The organism is Marinobacter lutaoensis, assembly GCF_001981305.1.
Taxonomy (GTDB): Bacteria; Pseudomonadota; Gammaproteobacteria; order Pseudomonadales; family Oleiphilaceae; genus Marinobacter; species Marinobacter lutaoensis.
In genome coordinates this window covers 77,995-96,571 of sequence record NZ_MSCW01000011.1, presented here as the reverse complement: position 1 = coordinate 96,571, position 18,577 = coordinate 77,995, and the positions used below count along the sequence as shown (strand labels likewise).

General features: G+C 64.3%; 19 protein-coding genes. 8 read left to right on the top strand and 11 right to left on the bottom strand.

Going from position 1 to position 18,577, the window contains the following annotated elements:
- Positions 1 to 84: 84 nt before the first annotated feature.
- Positions 85 to 1,287: a tyrosine--tRNA ligase gene (tyrS, locus tag BTO32_RS16480; RefSeq protein ID WP_076725761.1), complete on the bottom strand. Its 1,203-nt coding sequence runs from the start codon at positions 1,285 to 1,287 to the stop codon at positions 85 to 87.
- Positions 1,288 to 1,585: 298 nt separating this feature from the next.
- Here tyrS and BTO32_RS16475 point away from each other — a divergent pair, with 298 nt between their 5' ends.
- A complete protein-coding gene (locus BTO32_RS16475) occupies positions 1,586 to 2,977 on the top strand; it encodes an OapA family protein (protein WP_076725756.1) in 1,392 nt (463 codons plus the stop codon).
- 4 nt (positions 2,978 to 2,981) lie between these two features.
- A complete protein-coding gene (locus BTO32_RS16470; RefSeq protein ID WP_076725755.1) occupies positions 2,982 to 4,079 on the top strand; it encodes an anhydro-N-acetylmuramic acid kinase in 1,098 nt (365 codons plus the stop codon).
- A 15-nt stretch (positions 4,080 to 4,094) separates the two neighbouring features.
- Here the strand turns inward: BTO32_RS16470 and erpA are convergent, their stop codons facing one another.
- The 4 genes from erpA to argC all read right to left on the bottom strand — a co-directional run bounded on the left by erpA (position 4,095) and on the right by argC (position 6,768).
- A complete protein-coding gene (erpA, locus tag BTO32_RS16465; RefSeq protein WP_076725754.1) occupies positions 4,095 to 4,448 on the bottom strand; it encodes an iron-sulfur cluster insertion protein ErpA in 354 nt (117 codons plus the stop codon).
- A 68-nt stretch (positions 4,449 to 4,516) separates the two neighbouring features.
- Positions 4,517 to 4,978 (bottom strand): bactofilin family protein, encoded by a 462-nt coding sequence (locus BTO32_RS16460; protein ID WP_076725753.1) that lies wholly within the window; start codon positions 4,976 to 4,978, stop codon positions 4,517 to 4,519.
- 1 nt (position 4,979) lies between these two features.
- The gene (locus BTO32_RS16455) at positions 4,980 to 5,720 is read right to left on the bottom strand and encodes a DUF6776 family protein (RefSeq protein WP_076725760.1); all 741 of its coding nucleotides are present in this window, start codon (positions 5,718 to 5,720) and stop codon (positions 4,980 to 4,982) included.
- A gap of 10 nt (positions 5,721 to 5,730) precedes the next feature.
- Positions 5,731 to 6,768: an N-acetyl-gamma-glutamyl-phosphate reductase gene (gene argC, locus BTO32_RS16450; RefSeq protein ID WP_076725752.1), complete on the bottom strand. Its 1,038-nt coding sequence runs from the start codon at positions 6,766 to 6,768 to the stop codon at positions 5,731 to 5,733.
- Positions 6,769 to 6,923: 155 nt separating this feature from the next.
- On the opposite strand from argC, the gene BTO32_RS16445 reads away from it, so the two are divergent.
- Genes BTO32_RS16445 through hemL form a run of 5 tightly spaced genes read left to right on the top strand, consistent with a single transcriptional unit; the run spans position 6,924 to position 11,873 of the window.
- Positions 6,924 to 8,699 carry a chloride channel protein gene (locus tag BTO32_RS16445; RefSeq protein ID WP_076725751.1) on the top strand — a complete coding sequence of 592 codons (1,776 nt, stop codon included), beginning with the start codon at positions 6,924 to 6,926 and terminating at the stop codon, positions 8,697 to 8,699.
- 3 nt (positions 8,700 to 8,702) lie between these two features.
- Entirely contained in the window at positions 8,703 to 9,125 is a 423-nt protein-coding gene (gene hemJ / locus BTO32_RS16440; RefSeq protein WP_076725750.1) for a protoporphyrinogen oxidase HemJ, read from the top strand.
- A 5-nt stretch (positions 9,126 to 9,130) separates the two neighbouring features.
- Entirely contained in the window at positions 9,131 to 9,925 is a 795-nt protein-coding gene (gene thiD, locus BTO32_RS16435) for a bifunctional hydroxymethylpyrimidine kinase/phosphomethylpyrimidine kinase (RefSeq protein ID WP_245820373.1), read from the top strand.
- Positions 9,913 to 10,596 carry a thiamine phosphate synthase gene (thiE, locus tag BTO32_RS16430; RefSeq protein ID WP_076725749.1) on the top strand — a complete coding sequence of 228 codons (684 nt, stop codon included), beginning with the start codon at positions 9,913 to 9,915 and terminating at the stop codon, positions 10,594 to 10,596. The genes thiD and thiE overlap by 13 nt, the downstream gene beginning before the upstream one ends.
- The gene (gene hemL / locus BTO32_RS16425; protein ID WP_076725748.1) at positions 10,593 to 11,873 is read left to right on the top strand and encodes a glutamate-1-semialdehyde 2,1-aminomutase; all 1,281 of its coding nucleotides are present in this window, start codon (positions 10,593 to 10,595) and stop codon (positions 11,871 to 11,873) included. The genes thiE and hemL overlap by 4 nt, the downstream gene beginning before the upstream one ends.
- A 9-nt stretch (positions 11,874 to 11,882) precedes the next feature.
- Here the strand turns inward: hemL and BTO32_RS16420 are convergent, their stop codons facing one another.
- The 4 genes from BTO32_RS16420 to BTO32_RS16405 are packed head-to-tail and all read right to left on the bottom strand — an operon-like array spanning position 11,883 to position 14,833.
- Positions 11,883 to 13,223, bottom strand: a complete 1,341-nt coding sequence (locus tag BTO32_RS16420) for a tetratricopeptide repeat protein (protein ID WP_175618685.1) — start codon at positions 13,221 to 13,223, stop codon at positions 11,883 to 11,885.
- Positions 13,224 to 13,228: 5 nt separating this feature from the next.
- Positions 13,229 to 13,582, bottom strand: a complete 354-nt coding sequence (locus tag BTO32_RS16415) for a hypothetical protein (RefSeq protein ID WP_076725747.1) — start codon at positions 13,580 to 13,582, stop codon at positions 13,229 to 13,231.
- Positions 13,579 to 14,235: an anti-sigma factor family protein gene (locus BTO32_RS16410; protein WP_076725746.1), complete on the bottom strand. Its 657-nt coding sequence runs from the start codon at positions 14,233 to 14,235 to the stop codon at positions 13,579 to 13,581. Before BTO32_RS16410 ends, BTO32_RS16415 begins: the two co-directional genes overlap by 4 nt.
- A gap of 10 nt (positions 14,236 to 14,245) precedes the next feature.
- Positions 14,246 to 14,833: an RNA polymerase sigma factor gene (locus BTO32_RS16405; protein WP_076725745.1), complete on the bottom strand. Its 588-nt coding sequence runs from the start codon at positions 14,831 to 14,833 to the stop codon at positions 14,246 to 14,248.
- Between the two features lie 65 nt (positions 14,834 to 14,898).
- Here BTO32_RS16405 and BTO32_RS16400 point away from each other — a divergent pair, with 65 nt between their 5' ends.
- Positions 14,899 to 15,642, top strand: coding sequence for a DUF4382 domain-containing protein (locus tag BTO32_RS16400; protein WP_084206888.1), 744 nt, complete (start codon positions 14,899 to 14,901; stop codon positions 15,640 to 15,642).
- A gap of 61 nt (positions 15,643 to 15,703) precedes the next feature.
- Here the strand turns inward: BTO32_RS16400 and BTO32_RS16395 are convergent, their stop codons facing one another.
- Positions 15,704 to 16,252, bottom strand: a complete 549-nt coding sequence (locus BTO32_RS16395) for a tetratricopeptide repeat protein (RefSeq protein WP_245820372.1) — start codon at positions 16,250 to 16,252, stop codon at positions 15,704 to 15,706.
- A 2-nt stretch (positions 16,253 to 16,254) separates the two neighbouring features.
- Positions 16,255 to 18,570, bottom strand: a complete 2,316-nt coding sequence (gene mrcB / locus BTO32_RS16390) for a penicillin-binding protein 1B (RefSeq protein ID WP_076725742.1) — start codon at positions 18,568 to 18,570, stop codon at positions 16,255 to 16,257.
- Positions 18,571 to 18,577: the final 7 nt, after the last annotated feature.

The following is an 18,577-nucleotide window of genomic DNA, read 5'->3' as shown; positions in this document are numbered from 1 at the left end:
TACAGCCCCACGGAAAACTGTCAACGGCCTGCGGGAAAAAAATTTATTTTTTCTTCTCGGAGGCCCATTTTCCGACCACTCCGGTCAGGAAACGATCAAAACCCGTGCCACTTTCTTCTTGCCCGCCTGAATGACACAGTCATCACCCGCGACAAAGGCGCGCTCTCCCTCGAACTTCCGGCCATCGACATAGACCGCACCACGCGCCAGGACATCCCGGGCGGCGGCAGCGTTCTTAACCAGGCCGGCCAGCCGGAGAACCGCGGTGATCGGCAGCTCCGCCTGCCCTTCCAGGGAGACCCTGACTTCGGGGACATTCTCCGGAATTTCGCCCAGCGCGACCCGATTGCCCGCCGACTTATGGGCGGTACGCGCCGCCTCCGCGCCATGGAAGCGCGTAATGATTTCTTCCGCCAGGAGTTTCTTGTAGTCCTGTGGATTGGCGCCCTCGGCTACCGCCTTGCGGAACGCCTCCACTTCTTCAATAGGGCGAAAGCTGAGCAGTTCGAAGTAACGCCAAATCAGCTCGTCTGGCATCGACAGAAGCTTGCCGTACATTTCCCCCGGAGCATCGTTGACCCCAACATAGTTGCCTAGCGACTTGGACATCTTCTGGACACCGTCCAGCCCTTCGAGGATCGGCATGGTAAGGATGACCTGAGGCTCTTGGCCGTAATGCTTTTGCAGAATACGCCCCATCAGCAGGTTGAACTTCTGATCGGTCCCCCCCAGTTCCACGTCCGCCTCAAGCGCCACCGAGTCATACCCCTGCACCAGCGGGTAGAGGAACTCATGGATAGCGATGGGCTGCTCGGCGCGATAGCGCTTGGTGAAATCATCCCGCTCCAGCATGCGCGCCACGGTGTATTGGCCGGCCAGCTTGATCATGTCGGCGGCGGTCATCTGGCTCATCCATTCGGAGTTGAAAACAACCCGGGTCTTTTCCGGATCCAGAATCTTGAACACCTGCTCTTTATAGGTCACCGCGTTCTGCCGCACCTGTTCTTCCGTCAACGGCGGTCGGGTAGCGCTTTTGCCGGTCGGATCACCGATCATGCCGGTAAAGTCACCAATGAGGAAAATGACCTCGTGCCCCAGGTCCTGGAACTGCCGCAGTTTGTTGATGAGCACCGTGTGCCCGAGGTGAAGATCTGGCGCTGTGGGATCAAACCCGGCCTTGATCCGGAGCGGGCGCCCCTGCTTGAGCTTCTCGACCAGCTCCTCCTCCGGAATCAGCTCGTCAACACCTCGCTTGATGATGGCCAGTGCTTCATCGATCGATGCCATGAACAACACGTCCCCGCTTCTGTAGTGATGGATTCAGACCGTTACAGACCTCAACAAAAGAAATCTGTGCGTTACCCGCTCGATTGTTAAAGTGGGATATCCCGCTCGCACTCGCCGGTGCGAAGGCGGCGTATTATAGCAATCGCGCCAGGAGAAATCCGGAGGTTGGAACAGCAACCGTAATGTTCCACGCTGTCCCGTTTACGCTTTATACGGTAACCTGTTGGTCTATAGTTGAACAACAGCTTTAATAAGGTGGCCCAAGCCGCCGGAATACCGATCAAAACGGGTACCAGACGTGCTGAAAATGTTTCCCAAGACCCACATCACCATAGCCGCAGTCGCCGGCGTGATGGTGACTGCCGCGGCGCTGATGAGCCCAAGCAGCAATGTTGAGGCCAAACGCATCTCCTACGCGCTGGACCTGGAACAGGGCACCCTGGCCGTTTCTGAGCTCATTGAAGGCAGTGGCGCCAGCGGCGGCCCTCTCGCGACACTCGAGCCGCAGAGCCCGGCAGCCGTCATCCCTGCCCGGGGTAAGATCACCGAGCCGGAGCATCAAGCAGCGGTGGAGCCGGAGCTGCAGTGGCAGGCATTCGAGATCCGGTCCGGCGACACCCTCTCCACCCTGTTCAAAAAGGCCGGGTTCAACGACCGCATCATGCTTTCCGTGATTCACGGTGACGGTGAGGCTGAAAAGCTTCAGCGTCTCTACGCGGGCGAAACCATCCGCTTCGCCACCGACAGTCTGGGCGATCTGGCTGCCGTGGAGTTGCAACGCAACCGCCTGGAAACGCTGAAGATCCAGCGTACGGAAGACGGCTTTCAGGGGCAGACCCACCTCCGTGAGCCCGAAGCCCGTCCCGCCTTCGCGGCCGGAGAAATCGACGGTTCACTTTATCTCGCCGCCCGCGAGGCCGGGCTGGATGATCGCCTGACCATGGAGCTGGCCGGCATTTTCGGCTGGGATATCGACTTTGTGTACGATGTCCGCAAGGGCGACCGGTTCGAAGTGCTCTACGAAGCCTTGTATCTGGATGGCGAACGGTTTGGCACCGGCCGCATCCTGTCGGCCCGATTCGTCAATCAGGGCGAGGAGAACGTGGCGATTCTCTATACCGACAGCCAAGGAGAGAGCGACTACTACACTCCCACAGGCAAAAGCATGCGCAAGGCCTTCCTGCGCACCCCCATCAACGCCCGGATCTCCTCGCCGTTCAACCTTCAGCGCCGGCATCCGGTGCTGAACGTGGTTCGCCCCCACGAAGGTACCGACTACGCCGCGCCCCCAGGGACGCCGATCAAGGCCGCAGGCAGTGGCCGTGTGCGTTTCGCCGGGTGGAAAGGCGGCTATGGCCGTGCCGTCGTACTGCAACACGGCGACAACATCACCACGCTCTACGCCCACATGAGCCGGATCGGCAAGGGCATCAAGAGCGGGGTCAAGGTCAAGCAGGGGCAGACCATCGGCTATGTGGGCTCGTCCGGCCTGGCCACCGGCCCTCATCTGCACTACGAATTTCGGGTCAATGGCGCCCCCAAGAACTCCCGCACCGTGAAGCTTCCGGATGCCAAGCCGATCCCGGCATCGGAAATGTCCCGGTTCAAGCAGGTGACCGGACAGCGGATCGCCCAATTCGACCGTTTCCGGGAAAGCAACCAGCGCGTTGCCCTGGCTGGAAACGAGTAGTCCCATGGCTGCCTGGCTCGGGCTTATGTCCGGCACCAGTATGGACAGTGTTGACGCGGTGCTGGTTTCGTTCCGCGACGGCCAAGTGGAGATGCACGGGAGCCACGCCCAGTCCTACCCCACCGATCTGCGCCAGCGGCTGCTGCTGGCCAGCCAGAACCAGGCCACACCGGATGACCTGGGGGAGCTGGATACCCGGGTCGGCCAGCTATTCGCAAGCGCCGCCCAGGCGGTCATTGCCAAAGCGGGCCTCGCGCCGGAGCAGATTCGTGCCATCGGCAGTCATGGCCAGACCCTACGCCACCAGCCGACAGGGTCAGCCCCTTTTTCCCTTCAGATCGGCAACCCCGCCATCATTGCTGAGGCTTGCGGCATTCTCACTGTCGCGGATTTCCGTCGCCGCGACGTGGCCGCCGGCGGCCAGGGTGCGCCGCTGGTTCCCGCTTTTCACCAGGCCTTCTTTGGTTCCCGGTCTGAAAACCGCTGCATTCTGAACCTCGGCGGTATCGCCAACATCACCTGGCTGCCGGCCGACGCCCATGCCACCGTGTTCGGTTTCGACACCGGGCCGGCCAACGCCCTACTCGACGCCTGGTGCCAGCACCAGACCGGTCGGGCCTATGATGCGGACGGCCACTGGGCGGCCGAGGGAACGGTCGACGAAGCGCTGCTGGAGGACATGCTGTCCGATGCCTATTTCGATCGCCCCGCCCCCAAGAGTACGGGCAAGGAGCGGTTCAATCTGGACTGGCTAAAAACCGTTCTGACCCGGCACCCCGGGCTGGCCCCAGAGGATGTTCAACGCACCTTATTGGAGCTGACGGCCCAGTCGATCGCCCGGCAGCTGCCGGAGCCGGGGGCAGATACCGTGTATGTCTGCGGTGGCGGCACCCGGAATCCGCTGCTGATGGCGGCGCTGGCCCGAGCCCTGGCACCCGCGCGCTTGGCGTCCACCGAGGCACTGGGGCTGGCGCCGGAATGGGTGGAACCCGTGGCCTTTGCCTGGCTGGCCAAACAGGCCGTGGAAGGGAAGCCCGGCAATTTGCCGGAAGTGACCGGGGCACGAGGGCCGAGAATTTTGGGCGCCCTGTACCCCGCCTAAGCAGGGTGTCGGGATTCAGATGGAGAAGGAGCTCCCGCAGCCACAGGTCGACTTGGCGTTGGGGTTCTGGACGACGAACTGGGATCCTTGCAGTCCCTCCTGGTACTCGATGGTCGCTCCAACCAAATACTGATAGCTCATGGAGTCCACCAGCAGCGTGACCCCGTCACGCTCAATGGCGGTATCGTCCTCCTCCTGATTCTCATCGAAGGAAAACCCGTACTGGAACCCCGAACAGCCTCCGCCTGTCACGAACACGCGGAGTTTGAGGTCGGGATTACCCTCCTCCTCAATAAGCTCACGTACTTTGGCGACGGCGCTGTCACTGAAGAACAGCGGTGTGGGCGCCTGTTGCTGAACAACTGTCAAGCTTGCCTCCGGAAGTGTGACCCGCGACGACGGAATTATGGTATTCCTGACCAAAACAATCAACTATTCTATTGGGCCCCCGCCTCGCCAGCGCCTTCCCCGGCCTTGTCTGTCGCCGGTTCCGGCACCTTGGGCGAGTCCTTACCCAGCAGCCCCACCGGCTCCTTCTGGTGCACCAGGTTGCCGTTCACGGTGGCCCCCATCGCCATTTCGATCAGGTTGTAGTAAACGTTGCCATTAATGGCGGCTTTTTCCGCCAGTTCAAGGTGGGCCGAGGCGTAGACATCACCGTTGACGGTGCCATTGATGATCACATGCGGGGCAACGATGTCCCCGGTGATCTCTCCCACCTCCGACAGCCGCAGCACGGCATCACTGCCCTCCTCCGCGACCACCCGGCCACGAACCCGGCCGTCGATGTGCAGGCCGCCCGAGAAGTTGATGTCACCGGCCACCGAAGTCCTGGACGAAATCAGGGTGTCGAAGTGGCCCGTGGTGCGACGAGTCTTCTGCTTTTTCTTGCCAAGCATGTCAGCTCTCCGTTAATTCATCCCAGTCAAAGGTTCGTTCCGCCTGCGAGGACTTACGGCCCTGGGCCTGGGCGACCACTTGCACTTCCAACGGTTCAAACCCTTCGGGAAGCACCAGGGTACCCTCCACATTCTGGAAAAACCGGAAGCGGAACTTGATGCCCAGGTCATCGATGTCCTGAGACAGGTCACGTAGGGCGATGACTTCTTTTTCTTCGTCGCGCATGCCGATGACGTTGACCGCCACGACACCGGAAATATAGCTTTTGTTGTTACCCACCTGAGTGAGGACGAGCTTGAACTTCCAGGCGCCGGATGGATGGTCGGGAGACAGGGCCAGGCTGTCCACCTGCAGCCCTTTGCTGACCTCCGACGGCGCCATGATGTTTTTATAGAAAGTCAGGTCGGATTTCAGTGACGAAATCCGGGTTTCCAGTTCGACAATGGTCCGGCGGGCCTCGTTCATGGCTTGTTGATCAATCGCCCGCCCCCGTTCCAGGTTGACCAGCTGCTGACGCGCCTCGCGGTATTGCCCGCGCAGGGTCTCCAGCTCGTCTTCCAGCACCTCGTTGGAGGCCTGGACGCTGGAAAAGCGAAAACCGCCCTTGGCCAACCCCGCAGTGTAGCCAGCCGCGGCGGCGACGACCGTGAACGCGACCAGGATCAGGGTCCGGCGGATTTTGTAGCCCGGCCGGTGGCGAATGACCACATATTCCTCGGCCGGCCGGCGCCGTTCGCTCACCACCGCCCCCTCACGGCAGCAGCGCCGGCGCACCCAGGCCGGCGGCTTCGTCGAATCCGAACATGATGTTCATGTTCTGCACCGCCTGTCCCGCAGCGCCCTTGACCAAGTTGTCGATGACCGAGGACACGATCACCACCGGACTGTCCTCCTGCCGGTGCAGGGCCATGCGACAGACGTTTGCACCCCGCACACTGCGGGTTTCCGGGTGACTGCCGGCGGGCATGACGTCAACAAAGGGCTCGTCGCGGTAACGGGATTCATACAGGGCCTGCAGACGGTCGAAGGCCGACGGGTCGTTCAGTTCGGCGTACAGCGTGGCCTCGATGCCGCGGATCATCGGCACCAGGTGCGGTACGAAGGTGACCCGGACCGGTTGCCCCGCCGCGGCGGTCAGGCCCTGACGGATTTCCGGCAAATGGCGGTGGCCGGAGGCGCCATACGCCTTGAAACTCTCGCCGATCTCTCCATGCAGCATACCAACCTTGCCCTGGCGGCCGGCCCCGCTGGCACCGGACTTGGCATCGGCGATCAGGTGACCGGGGTCCACCAGTCCCTGCTCCAGCAGCGGCAGGAACCCCAATTGGACGGCGGTGGGGTAGCAGCCGGGGTTGGCCACCAGCTGGGCCTTCCGGATCGACTCCCGCGCCACTTCGGGCAGGCCGTAGACCGCCTGTTCCACCCACTCCGGCGACTCATGGGCCATGCCGTACCAACGTGCCCAGGTGTCCAGATCCTTGAGCCGGAAGTCCGCGGACAGATCCACCACCCGAACCCCCGCAGCCATCAGTTCCGGCACCCTGCGCATGGCCACTCCGTGGGGTGTGGCGAAGAACACCAGGTCGCAGGCCTTGAGCACCTTAGGGTCGGGCTCGGAGAAGGAGAGGTCGAAGTATCCCCGCAGGTTGGGGTAGAGCTCCGCGACAGGCAGGCCGGCCTCCGATCGGGAAGTGATGCAATGAACGCTGACCTGCGGGTGAACCGCGAGGATTCTCAACAATTCCACACCGGTGTATCCAGTACCGCCAACGATGCCGACTTTAATCACCCTGCCCTCCCGTCATATGGTTTCCGTCTGTCGAGGTTGACGCCGTAGTCTACCATGATAAACCAGGGACTTATTGCAGCATCCCGGACGACGACTAAAATGGATGCCCGCCCCTCGTTGGGCGACCACCACACGGAAACCGGAATCCCCGCCTCATGCAGACGTTCTGGCAAAAGATGAGTGAAAACCTGATTGCCGTCTTTCGGCGCAGGCTGTCAGGGGTGGATGCACTGCCGCAGCTGGCCGTGCTGGGACTGCTGTCCGGCCTGATCACCGGCGGTGTCATCCTGCTGTTCCGGCTCGCCATCGAGTGGCCTCTGGAATACTTTCTGCCCGGCACCGGTTCCGAATCCTTCGAATCGCTCAGCCTGATCACCCGCGCCCTGCTGCCCCTGGCGGGGGCCGTTGGCCTGGGCATCATGCTGCACCGGCTGGCGACACACGACCGCAAGGTCGGCATTGTCCATGTCATGGAGCGCCTGAACTACCACCAGGGATACATATCCCTGCGCAGTGCCGTGGTGCAATTTGTCTGCGGCGTCACCACCGTGGTGACCGGCCAGTCCGCCGGCCGGGAGGGGCCAGCGGTGCACCTAGGCGCGGCCTTTTCCAGCCTGATGGGACAATGGATGCGGCTGCCCAATAACAGCATCCGTACGCTGGTGGCCTGCGGCTGTGCCGCCGCCATTTCCGCCTCGTTCAACACCCCCATTTCCGGGGTGCTGTTCGCCATGGAAGTGGTCATGATGGAATACACCATCGCCGCGTTCACCCCGATCATCCTGGCGGCGGTGAGCGCGGCCATCGTGCTGCAGGCCGTCTACGGTTCCGAGCCGGCGTTCAGCGTGCCGGCGCTGACCATGAACTCCCTGCTGGAAATCCCCTGGATCCTGGTGATCGCTGTCATCATCGGTATCGCGGCCGCCCTGTTCATCCAGCTGGTTGATACCATGGGGCGATTTCACCACCATCCAGTCATGCTGCGGGTCGCCGGTGCGGGGCTGCTGATGGTGCCGTTCGCGGTTTTCGTACCCGAAACCATGGGCATCGGCTACGACACGGTAAATGCCACGATCAACGGTCAACTGGGCTTTTGGCTGTTACTGACGGCGGCGCTCGCGAAACTGCTGATCACCGCCCTGACCATCGGCCTTGGCATGCCCAGCGGCGTCATCGGCCCCACCCTGTTCACGGGCGCGACATTGGGCGGCGCATTGGGGTTGGTGGGGGCTCACATCGCGCCGGATACCGCCTCCTCGGTGGGTTTCTACGCCATGCTGGGCATGGGGGCCATGATGGGCGCCGTGCTCCAGGCGCCATTGGCCGCGCTCATGGCCGTGATGGAACTGACCCGCAACCCCAACATCATCCTGCCCGCGATGCTGATCATCACCACCGCCAGCCTGGTCACCAGCGAAGCCTTCGGCAAGAAGTCCCTGTTCCTGACCATTCTCAAGAGCCAGGGCCTCAGCTACCAGAGTTCACCGGTCATCCAGGCATTGCGACGGGTCTCGGTGGGCGCCATCATGGACCGCAACATCCTGCGCACCGAACGCCACCTGACGCCGGACGAAGCCAGAAAGGTGCTGAAAGCGGAGCCTAAGTGGCTGATCGTCGAGGGCAGCAACGGTCCCACGGCACTCCTGCCGGCGGTGGACCTCGCCCGTTTCCTGGAGGACACCGACGCCCTGGTGCGGGAAGGTGACACCGAACCACCGGAGTCCATCGACCTAATGGATATCCCGGCTAACCGCCGCGACGTGGCACCGGTACAATACCAGGCCACGCTCGAGGAAGCGCTCCAGGCGTTCGACGCCAGCAACGCCGAAGCACTCTATGTCCAGCGACAGGTGGCACCGATGATCCAGCGGATCTACGGCGTGGTCCTGAAGTCCGACATTGAGAATTACTATCAATACCGACGGAGTTGACACATGCTGTGGGTGAAGGCTTTCCACATCATTGCCATGGTTTGCTGGTTCGCCGGCCTGTTCTATCTGCCCCGCCTGTTCGTCTACCACGCGGCCTGCGAGGACGAGCCCGGCCGTGAACGGTTCAAGGTCATGGAGCGGAAGCTGTACCGGGGCATCACCACGCCGTCGATGATCACCACGGTGGCACTGGGGCTCTGGCTGATCAGCTACAATGTCACCGGCTACCTCAGCCAAGGCTGGCTGCATGCCAAGCTGGTTCTGGTGGCCCTGCTCATCGCTTACCACATCTATTGCGGGCACCTGGTCCGGGTTTTCCGGGACGACCGCAACACCCGCAGCCACGTGTTCTACCGCTGGTTCAACGAATTGCCGGTACTGGTGCTGCTTTCGGTGGTAATCCTGGCTGTCGTCAAACCGTTCTAAGGAGTGTGACCATCAGACGCTACACCCGCCCCCACGTACTTGTCCTGTCTGGACTGGACCCCTCCGGCGGCGCCGGCATCCAGGCGGACATCCAGGCCATCACGGCCCTGGGCTGCCACCCCTTGCCGGTGGTGACCTGCCTGACCGTACAGGACACCCGCAATGTTTACCAAGCGGAGCCGGTGGCGGCGGAACTGGTCCGCCGCCAGCTCGAGTGCGTGGCCGCCGATGTCCCAATCCACGCCATCAAGACCGGAGCCCTTGGCACCGCCGATATCGTCGACGTTCTGGTGGCGTTTGCCCAGACCCGGTCGGGCATTCCCCTGATCGCCGATCCGGTGATCAAGGCCGCCGGCGGCGGCGACCTGGCCGATGCCGCGCTGGTAGAGGCGATGAAATCGCGCCTGTTTCCGCGGGCGGAAATCATCACGCCCAACGGCATCGAGCTGGCCATGCTCGGTGGCAGCGACGACCCGGAAACGGCCGCGCAAGCACTGCTGGCCCAGGGGTGTACCTCCGTTCTGGTGACCGGAGGGCACGGCACCGGGCTGCACATCATCAACACCCTATACAACCATGGCCCGCGCCCCATGCAATGGGAGATCGAGCGCATTGGCGGTGAGTATCACGGCACTGGCTGTACCCTGGCCGCCGCCATCGCGGCGGGGCGGGCTCTCGGCCTGTCGCCAAGAGCCGCCATTTCCCAGGCCCAGAACTATGTGCACCGGACCATCCTCCATGCTCTGGAGGTCGGCCAGGGACAACCGGTGCCCGACCGGGGAATTCCATGGGAGCGCTAGCCAAGGGTCTGAAACCCGGACTGTATGCCATCACCGATGCCCGCCTGACACCGGACGATCGCTTGGTGTCCTGTGTCGAGGCGGCGTTGAGGGGGGGCGCGGTTCTGGTGCAGTATCGCGACAAGTCCGCCAGCGCCCGTGAGCGGCTACGCCAGGCCACCGAACTGCAGGCGGTCTGCCGTAACGCCGGGGTCCCCCTGATCATCAACGACGATCCCGAGCTCGCCCGACGCGTTGGCGCCGCCGGCGCTCATCTTGGCCAGCGGGACGGCTCGCTGGCCGAAGCCCGGCGCCTGCTGGGCGAAGACGCCATTCTGGGGGCCACCTGCCATGCCCGTCTGGACTTGGCCCATCAGGCAGTGGCCCAGGGCGCGGACTACCTCGCCTTCGGGCGCTTCCACCGGTCCGCAACCAAACCCGAGGCGCCCGCTGCGCCGCGGTCGGTGCTGACCCATGCCCGACACCTGGGCCGCCCCGTCACGGCCATCGGCGGCATTACCCTGGCCAATGCCAGACCGCTGATTGAGGCCGGCGCCGACCTGCTGGCGGTGGTCGGCGGCTTGTTCGGGGGCACCCCGGAGCAGATCGAAGCAACCGCCCGGGCCTTTCAGCAGCTGTTTACCGAACATCATCCATCGTGTTTATCCCAGTCCACAGGAGCCCAACCATGACGCAGTCCGAAACCCTGTTCGAACAGGCCCAGAAATACATCCCCGGTGGCGTCAACTCACCGGTGCGAGCCTTTCGCGGTGTGGGTGGCACCCCTATTTTCTTCAAGCACGCCGAAGGCGCCTATCTCTATGACGAGGACGATCGCCGCTACATTGATTATGTGGGCTCCTGGGGCCCCATGATCCTGGGCCATTCCGATCCCAGAATCCGCCAGGTCCTGCACGCCCAGGTGGATCTCGGAGTCGGCTACGGTGCCCCGACCGCCATCGAAACCGACATGGCGAAAAAGGTGTGCGAGCTGGTTCCCTCCATTGAACTGGTGCGCATGGTGAACTCGGGCACCGAGGCCACCATGAGCGCCATCCGACTGGCCCGCGGCTATACCGGGCGCGACAAGATTGTGAAATTTGAGGGCTGTTACCACGGCCACGTGGACTCCCTGCTGGTGAAGGCAGGCTCTGGTGCCCTTACCCTGGGCGTGCCCAATTCCCCGGGCATTCCAGCCAGCCTGGCGGAGCATACCCTGACGCTGACCTACAACGACATCAACGGGGTCCGCGAGGTGTTCGACCGGATGGGAGACCAGATTGCCGCGATCATTGTGGAGCCGGTGGCGGGCAATATGAACTGCATCCCCCCCGTACCGGGTTTCCTGGAAACCCTGCGGGAGGTGTGCGACGCACACGGCAGCGTGCTGATTTTCGACGAAGTCATGACCGGCTTCCGGGTGTCCCTGGGCGGCGCCCAGGGCTTCTATGGCATCACCCCGGACCTGACCGCCCTGGGCAAGGTCATTGGCGGTGGGCTGCCGGTAGGCGCCTTTGGCGGCAAACGGGACATCATGGAGCAGATCGCACCGCTCGGGCCCGTGTACCAGGCCGGAACCCTCAGCGGCAACCCGCTGGCCATGGCCGCAGGCCTGGCCACCCTGAACGCCATTTCCGAGCCCGGCTTCCACGACCGGTTGACGGCCAAGACCCAACAACTCTGCGAGGGCCTGAAGCAGGCCGCGGACGAAGCCGGCATCCCTCTGACGGTGCAACGCGCCGGCGCCATGTTCGGGCTGTTCTTCACCGACGCTCCCAGCGTCACCACCTTCGACCAAGTCATGGCCTGCGACGTGGAACGTTTTAAGGCCTTTTTCCAGGGCATGCTGAAGGAGGGCATCTACCTGGCACCTTCGGCGTTCGAGGCCGGTTTTGTCAGCGCAGCCCTGTCCAGCCAGGACATCGAAGCCACCGTGAACGCCGCCAGAACGGTCCTCGCTACCCTGTAAAGCGGTCCGTCAAAGCATGACCTCCAGTGTCAGGGCAAGCACATGGCGCTGGAAGTCATAACGGTCGATCCGGCTCCGGTTGTCGCTGAACCGCCACTGGCCACGGGCGCGCCAACTCCGGTTGATGTCATACTCGGCGTACAGGGTCAGGTCCCGGCGCCGGTCTACCCGGCGCTCCGCCACCGGGGTGCCATCCTCAAGCCAGCGGTCGGTCGTGGCATAGCGGCTGTACCGGAAATCAACCCGGGAGCCAAGCGTCCAGTCCGGTGACACCCGGTAGCCGAGCTCCAGATCCAGCCGGTGCTGCCAGGGGGACACGCTGACCCGCTCCGGGCCGGACTCCAGCTCAGTCCGGTCATTGCCTTCCCATTCATAGCCCAGGCTCAGGCGCCAAGCATCCCGCCGGCTCTCGGCACCGGCGCGTAACCGCCACCAGTAACCGTCATAGGCTTCGTACAGGCTGCCACCCTCTACCCGGGCCAGGTCCGCCACCCCCTGACAGTGGTCCAGCCAGACCAAGGCACACCGGCGCCAGCGCCACCGCCCCTCGAGCCCGTAGCGCGACTCAAAGGCCCGACGGTCGAACCAGGACTGGCTGAGCACCACTCCCCACGCCTGTTGTCTCGTTTCACTGCTGGCCTGCCGGATCAGTCCGGATTGGAGCCATTGGCCGTTGTACTGGGGATGGCCGGGATAGAACTGGGACCAGCCGGCCCCTTCGAGGCGCCAGGCCGGGCTCAGATCAACGCTGCCGGCAAACACCGCTTCGGTCATTCCCCCCGCCTGGCGGGAGGCCGCAGTATCGGGCAGGCCGGCAATATTGGAGTCGTAACCGACGCCGAGGGAAAGGTAGCCCCGGGCCGGCACAGGACGCGTCCCCTCCAGCTCCGACAGACGCTCCCGGGCCAATTGGGCCAGCGCCGCCGGCGGCCTGGCCGCCATCACGGCAAGAAACTCGGACCGGGCCTGCTCATGGTCGTCCCTGGCCAGGGCGACCAGTCCCAGATTGTAGCGGGCAAGGGCTTCATGGGGGCTCGACAGCAATTGCCGGAACGCCTGTTCCGCCGCCGGAAGCCGTCCCAGACGGTAATAGACGACGCCAAGATTGTAGGATAGGGAAAGGGAGTTCAGGCCCATCGTCCTGGCGGCCTCCAGACAGTCGCGCGCAGCCTCCAGGTGTCCCTGCCGGAACAGCTGGACGCCCTGCTCGAACAGGGTCTGGCCGGAGGTCCCGGGCCGGCAGCCGGCACCGGCATCGACCGGCGACAGTGCCAGCCAGAGCCCCACCCACAGCCAGGGCGGCAAGGTTCGAACGATCGTCAGGGCCCGTACCACGCCGGATTGATACACCGTGATCAATGGCCGGGCCGGGCCGGTTCCGGCAGCCGGTTGCGGGCATCGCGGGCCGGCTCAGGGAGTTCCGGTCGGGACTTTCCCAGGTCGTGGGCCTCCTTGGCCCGTTCCCGCATGTCCTGCCCCAGGGCGCGACCACGCTCACGGGCCTCCGAGGCCGCCTCGGCCGCCGAGCCCCCGCGCCCCAACCCCTGAGCGGGTGTCTCCGGGACTGGCAATGGGATTTCCCGAACCACGGAACGGGTCAACTCGTCGTCGTCCACCACCATGCGCATCGTGACATCCAGATCGTCGTCGGCCCACAGTGGAGCCGACACCACCAGCAGCAGGCCGATGCCCGCCAGCAACCGTCTCATGACGCAGGATCTCCCCCAGTATCCGTTCCCACACCCGGAATTTCGACCCGGAAGCTCTTGTGCTGTTGCCCCAGGTTGAGCCGGGCCACCAGTTCCCCTGAACCGGGGAACAGCACTTTCAGCGGCAGGGCCAGGACATTGTCCCCAGCCTCCAGATCAACCTGCCAGCTCAACCGGTGCTGGCCGGGCCAATGTGCCAGTTCCACATTCGGCGGCAGCTCCAGGGTCAGGGTGACCCCCTCAAGCCGCTGGCCCGAGTGGAACGCCAGCCGCACCGTCTGCTCGACCGGCGCGGATACCACGGGGGCGGAGGCTTCCGGCGCCGGCTGGAGCGCACCCTGACGCTGCCACGCCACACCCAGAGCGACACCGAATACCAGCGCGGCCGCCACCGCACCCACCAGGGCCCGGTGGCTCCAGCGGGCACCGGAGCCGGCAGCCGCGGCGGCCAGGACCCGGGCTTCAAACCCGCGGGACGGCGGCGGTACCGGGCAATGGGCGGCCAGCGCCTCGCGCATGTGCCTCTGATCCGCCAGCGCCCCGGCGCAGGCGGGACATTCGGCCACATGCTCGGCTACCTGCCGGGCCTCGTTCTCCGGCAGGGTTTGATTCAGATACGCGCCCAGGTTCTCCCGGGTTTCTCGACACGACATAGTCATCACCTCACTTCCCCACACGCTCGGAACCGGACACCGGTTCCAGCCGCCGCTGCAGCCGTTTTCTCAGGGCTGAGCGCAGACGATGCAGGCGGGATTTGACCGTCCCCAGGGGGATCCCCAGAACATCGGCGATGTCCTCCTGACGCCAGCCATCGACATCGTGCAACAGCAGCAGCGCCCGTTGGTCCGGCGCCAGGGTCGACAACGCCTCGTCCAGCGCGGGCCCGAGCTGGGCCCGGGCCAGTTTCGAGACCGGTCCGTCGTCCTCGGCATCCAGAGTATCCAGCCAGTCGTTTTGGCCGTCGCCGTCCACCAGATCGGTCAGCGCATGTTCGCCCTGACGGCTGCGGCGGCGCAGCTGATCGACGAACTGACGGTACAGCACCCGGTTCAGCCAGGGCCGCAACTGGTCCACGGACTCCAGCTCCGACAAGCGCGGGTAGAGCTTGACCACCACATCCTGCACCAAGTCCTCCGCATCCTGCTGCTGCCCGGTCAGGCGGAAGGCAAACCGGTACATCCCCTCCAGGTGTGGCTGGACGAGCGCTTCGAACCGTTTCTTCCGACTGGTTTGGAAAGGGAGAATGGACAAATCCTGATTATCCTGACTGCGCGTTCGTGGGCGGCCAAGTCTATACCAGACCTGGATCCCGTTGAATCGTCCGGCCGCATTCGCTCCGGCCATGGACGGATCGTGAGCAAAGGTTAACAAAAAGCGGGGAACGCGGGGCAGCCCCGGGACGTGAACAGGAGGTCCCGGCGGGGGAATACACCGAACTGCGCCTATTGGTGGATACCGACGCCTCCTACGTGGCGGAAAGCAGCCAGCCGGATGTGCAGCAGACCCTGGCGGTGCCGTCCGGTGAGCAGAGCGGGCTCAAGCTCAAGGGCCGCTTCGTAGTGGCGGCGGACACCCGGACCGACTTCACCGTCGATTTCGACGTGGCCAAATCCATCGTCAACCCCGAGGGCCCGTCCCTCGGGGACTACCTGCTCAAGCCGGTACTCCGGTTGGTGAACAATCTCGAGGTGGGCTCCATTTCCGGCAACGTGAACTATGCGACCCTTCAGTCGGTCCGGTTGAGTGACACCGAGCAGGCCGACTGTGCCTACTCCGGCGCGGTGTATGTCTACGAAGGGGCCGATGTCACCCCCACCGACCTGAACGTCAATGCCGAGACCGATGGCCCGCTGCTGGTGGTGCCGGTCAGCGACGACGACAACGACGGCCAATACCGTTACACCGCCGCGTTCCTGCCTGCAGGCGACTATACGCTCGGCTACAGCTGCCAGCTGGATGACAATGAAACCGACGACGTCCTGGAGTTCGACGGAATCCAGACCGTGACGGTCGTTGCCGGCAACGAAACCATCGCCGCGCCCATTCCCCTGCAACCCTGAGCGGTTGGCCTTTCGGCACCCGGCCCCGTCTGACGGGTCCGGGTGCGTCCGGTTTCCGGCCCTACAGGGCCGCCGCCCTCGCTTCCGCCTGATCCGCGCCGGCAACATTCCCCCGGGCCCGACGGATATCCGCCAGCAGCAACCAACCGGCCCTCTGCAGCCGGGTATTGTTGCCTGCCAGCGACAGCCCCTTCAGGGTAAATTGCTCGGCACGGGCCAGCTGGTTGGCCTGGACGTAGGCCTCGGACAGTTTGAAGTAGACTTCCGCCGAGCGGGGCGCAATGCGCTGGGCCCGTTCCAGACGGGTAATGGCTTCCGCAACCCGCCCCTGGGCCAGCAGCCGGTCCGCCTCCCGCACCAGACTGAGTGCGGCCGGCGACAGCGTATCCCCCGACTCTCGATAGCTTGGCGATGGGGCTCGTTCCGGCACCTGGGCCGGAGCCGGTGCCTCCGGTTCCGGTGACGCAGGCGGCAGCCGGGGCGGTGGCGGGGGTTCGGAAGTGCTGCCCGTGCCACCGCCGACCGGCACGTAGATGGAGCCCGGACTGCCGGCACACCCCGCCAACAGCAACAGCGTGGCCAGGGCTCCGACCCGGGTTGATCGACCCATGTTCATTGAAACAATCCCTCAAACCAGCTTCGGATTCGCCGTTCCAGGGCACCGGAACAGGACACGTGCTGCTCCGGCTCGCTGCCTGTAATGAACGGCATGTAGCGCGCGTTCTCGCAATGCTCACCGGTCAATGCCTGGCGCTCGTCGTTGACCCAGTGGTAGCTCACACCGTCCGGCACCACCGGCGAGAAACTGTGCTGTGGCAGGCTGGCCATGAAGCGGGCCCAGATCGGCAGGGCGCCGGTGGCGCCAGTCAGCGAGGTCGGGCCATTGTCATCCCGGCCAACCCAGGCCACCGCCAGCAGGTCGCCACTGAAGCCCGCGAACCAAGCGTCCCGGCCATCATCGGTGGTGCCGGTCTTGCCGGCCAGCGTCAGCTGCCGCGGCACCGTGTAGTAGGCCGAGCGCCCGGTTCCCTCCTGCATAACCTCCTGCATCGCGTACTGTACCAGGTGCACGGCCGCCGGGTCCGCCACCTGATCCACTTCCAAGGGGTAGCGGCTCAGGGGCTCGCCCTGGGCATCCGTGACCTCGCGAATGGTCCGCAGGGGCGTGTTGAAGCCGGAGGTGGCCAGCCCCTGGTAAATCTGTGCCACGGTCACCGGCGTCATGGAGACCGACCCCAGCAGCATGGAGGGATAGCGCGAGATCGGCGAGGTCACGCCAAAAGCCTGCAATGTTTCGGCCACCGCGTCGACGCCGAGATCCAGCCCGGTCCGTACCGCCGGCAGATTGTAGGATTTCGCCAGCGCCCGATGCAAAGGCACCTCGCCGTGCTCCTCGCCGTCGTAGTTCTTGGGCTGCCAGCGGCGACCGTCGTCGAACTCCAGCACGAACGACTGGTCCCGCACCGGGGTAATCAGGGTATAACGATCCGGGTGCGACAGCGCCGTCAAATAGATGAAGGGTTTGATCAGGGAGCCGATCGGACGCTCCGCGTCCAGCGCGCGGTTGAACCCGGCGAACGCCGGATCCCGGCCGCCCACCAGGGCCAGCACCTCGCCGGTGTCCTTGGCGGTCACCACCATCGCTGCCTCCAGGGCGTCCCGGACCTCACCGGTGGCCAAGCGTGGCACCGTGTCCCGGACCGCATATTCGGCGGCGTACTGGATCGACGGATTCAGCGTCGTAAAGATCCGCAGTCCTTCGCTCCGGAGGTCTTCCTCCCGGTAGTCCCGGGCAAGGTGACGGCGGACCAGGTCGATGTAGGCCGGATAGCGGTTCTCCGAATAGGACGGCCGCTCGCTGACGCCCAGAGGCAGCCCGCGGGCCCGGTTCGCTTCGGCGGCTGAGATCAGGCCCGCCTCCTCCATTTCCGAAAGCACCAGGTTTCGCCGCTTCAGGGCACGTTCCGGGTGGCGCCGGGGGTTGTAATAGCTGGGCCCTTTCACCATGCCCACCAGCAGGGCGATCTGGTGGGCTTCCAGGCCCGCCAGGGACTCCCCGAAATAGAACTGGCTGGCCAGCCCGAACCCGTTGATGCTGCGGGTTCCCGCCTGCCCCAGGTAGACCTCGTTCAGGTAAGTTTCCAGGATATCGTCCTTGTCGTAGTGCCACTCCAGCAACAGCGACATCAGCGCCTCGTTGGCCTTGCGCGCCAGAGTCTGTTCCTGGCTCAGGAAGAAGTTCTTGACCAGCTGCTGGGTCAGGGTGCTGCCGCCTTGGACAATGGCCCCCGCTTTAAGGTTCGCCAGCATTGCCCGGGCAATCGACAGCGGCGCCAGGCCGAAGTGCTCATAAAAATGGCGGTCTTCCACCGCCATCAGCGCAGCCGGCAGCAGAGGCGGCACCTGATCCAGGCGCACCAGTATCCGGTCTTCCTGATGCGAAGGATAGATACCGCCGATCTGGGCCGGCTCCAGACGGACGATGGGCGACGCTTCACCGGCCAGCACACGCAGGTCGACCACCTGGTCGCCGGCGATGGTCAGGGTCAGCCGGCGCCGGGGTTCCTGGCCATCCGGGAACCGGAACCCGCGGGTGCTGATCCAGAACTGGCCGCCCCGGCGACGATAGCTGCCCGGCTTGACGCCATCACCCTGGCGGAAGCCGGACAGCGCCAGTTCCCTCTCCAGCGCGGCGGCGCTGACACTGGCGCCGTCATACAGTTCCAATGGTCGCGCGTAGACCCGGGAAGGGACCTCGAACCGCCGTCCCTCGAAGCGGGAAGTGATGATGGCGTCCAGATACACCATCCATCCGGCCAGCAGCACCAGGCCCACGGCCGACACACGGAAAAACAGACGCCAGAACCCGGCACGGGACCGAGTTCGGGCGTTACGGGGTGATGGGGGGGGAGTCTTCGATTTTGCCATGGCGTGA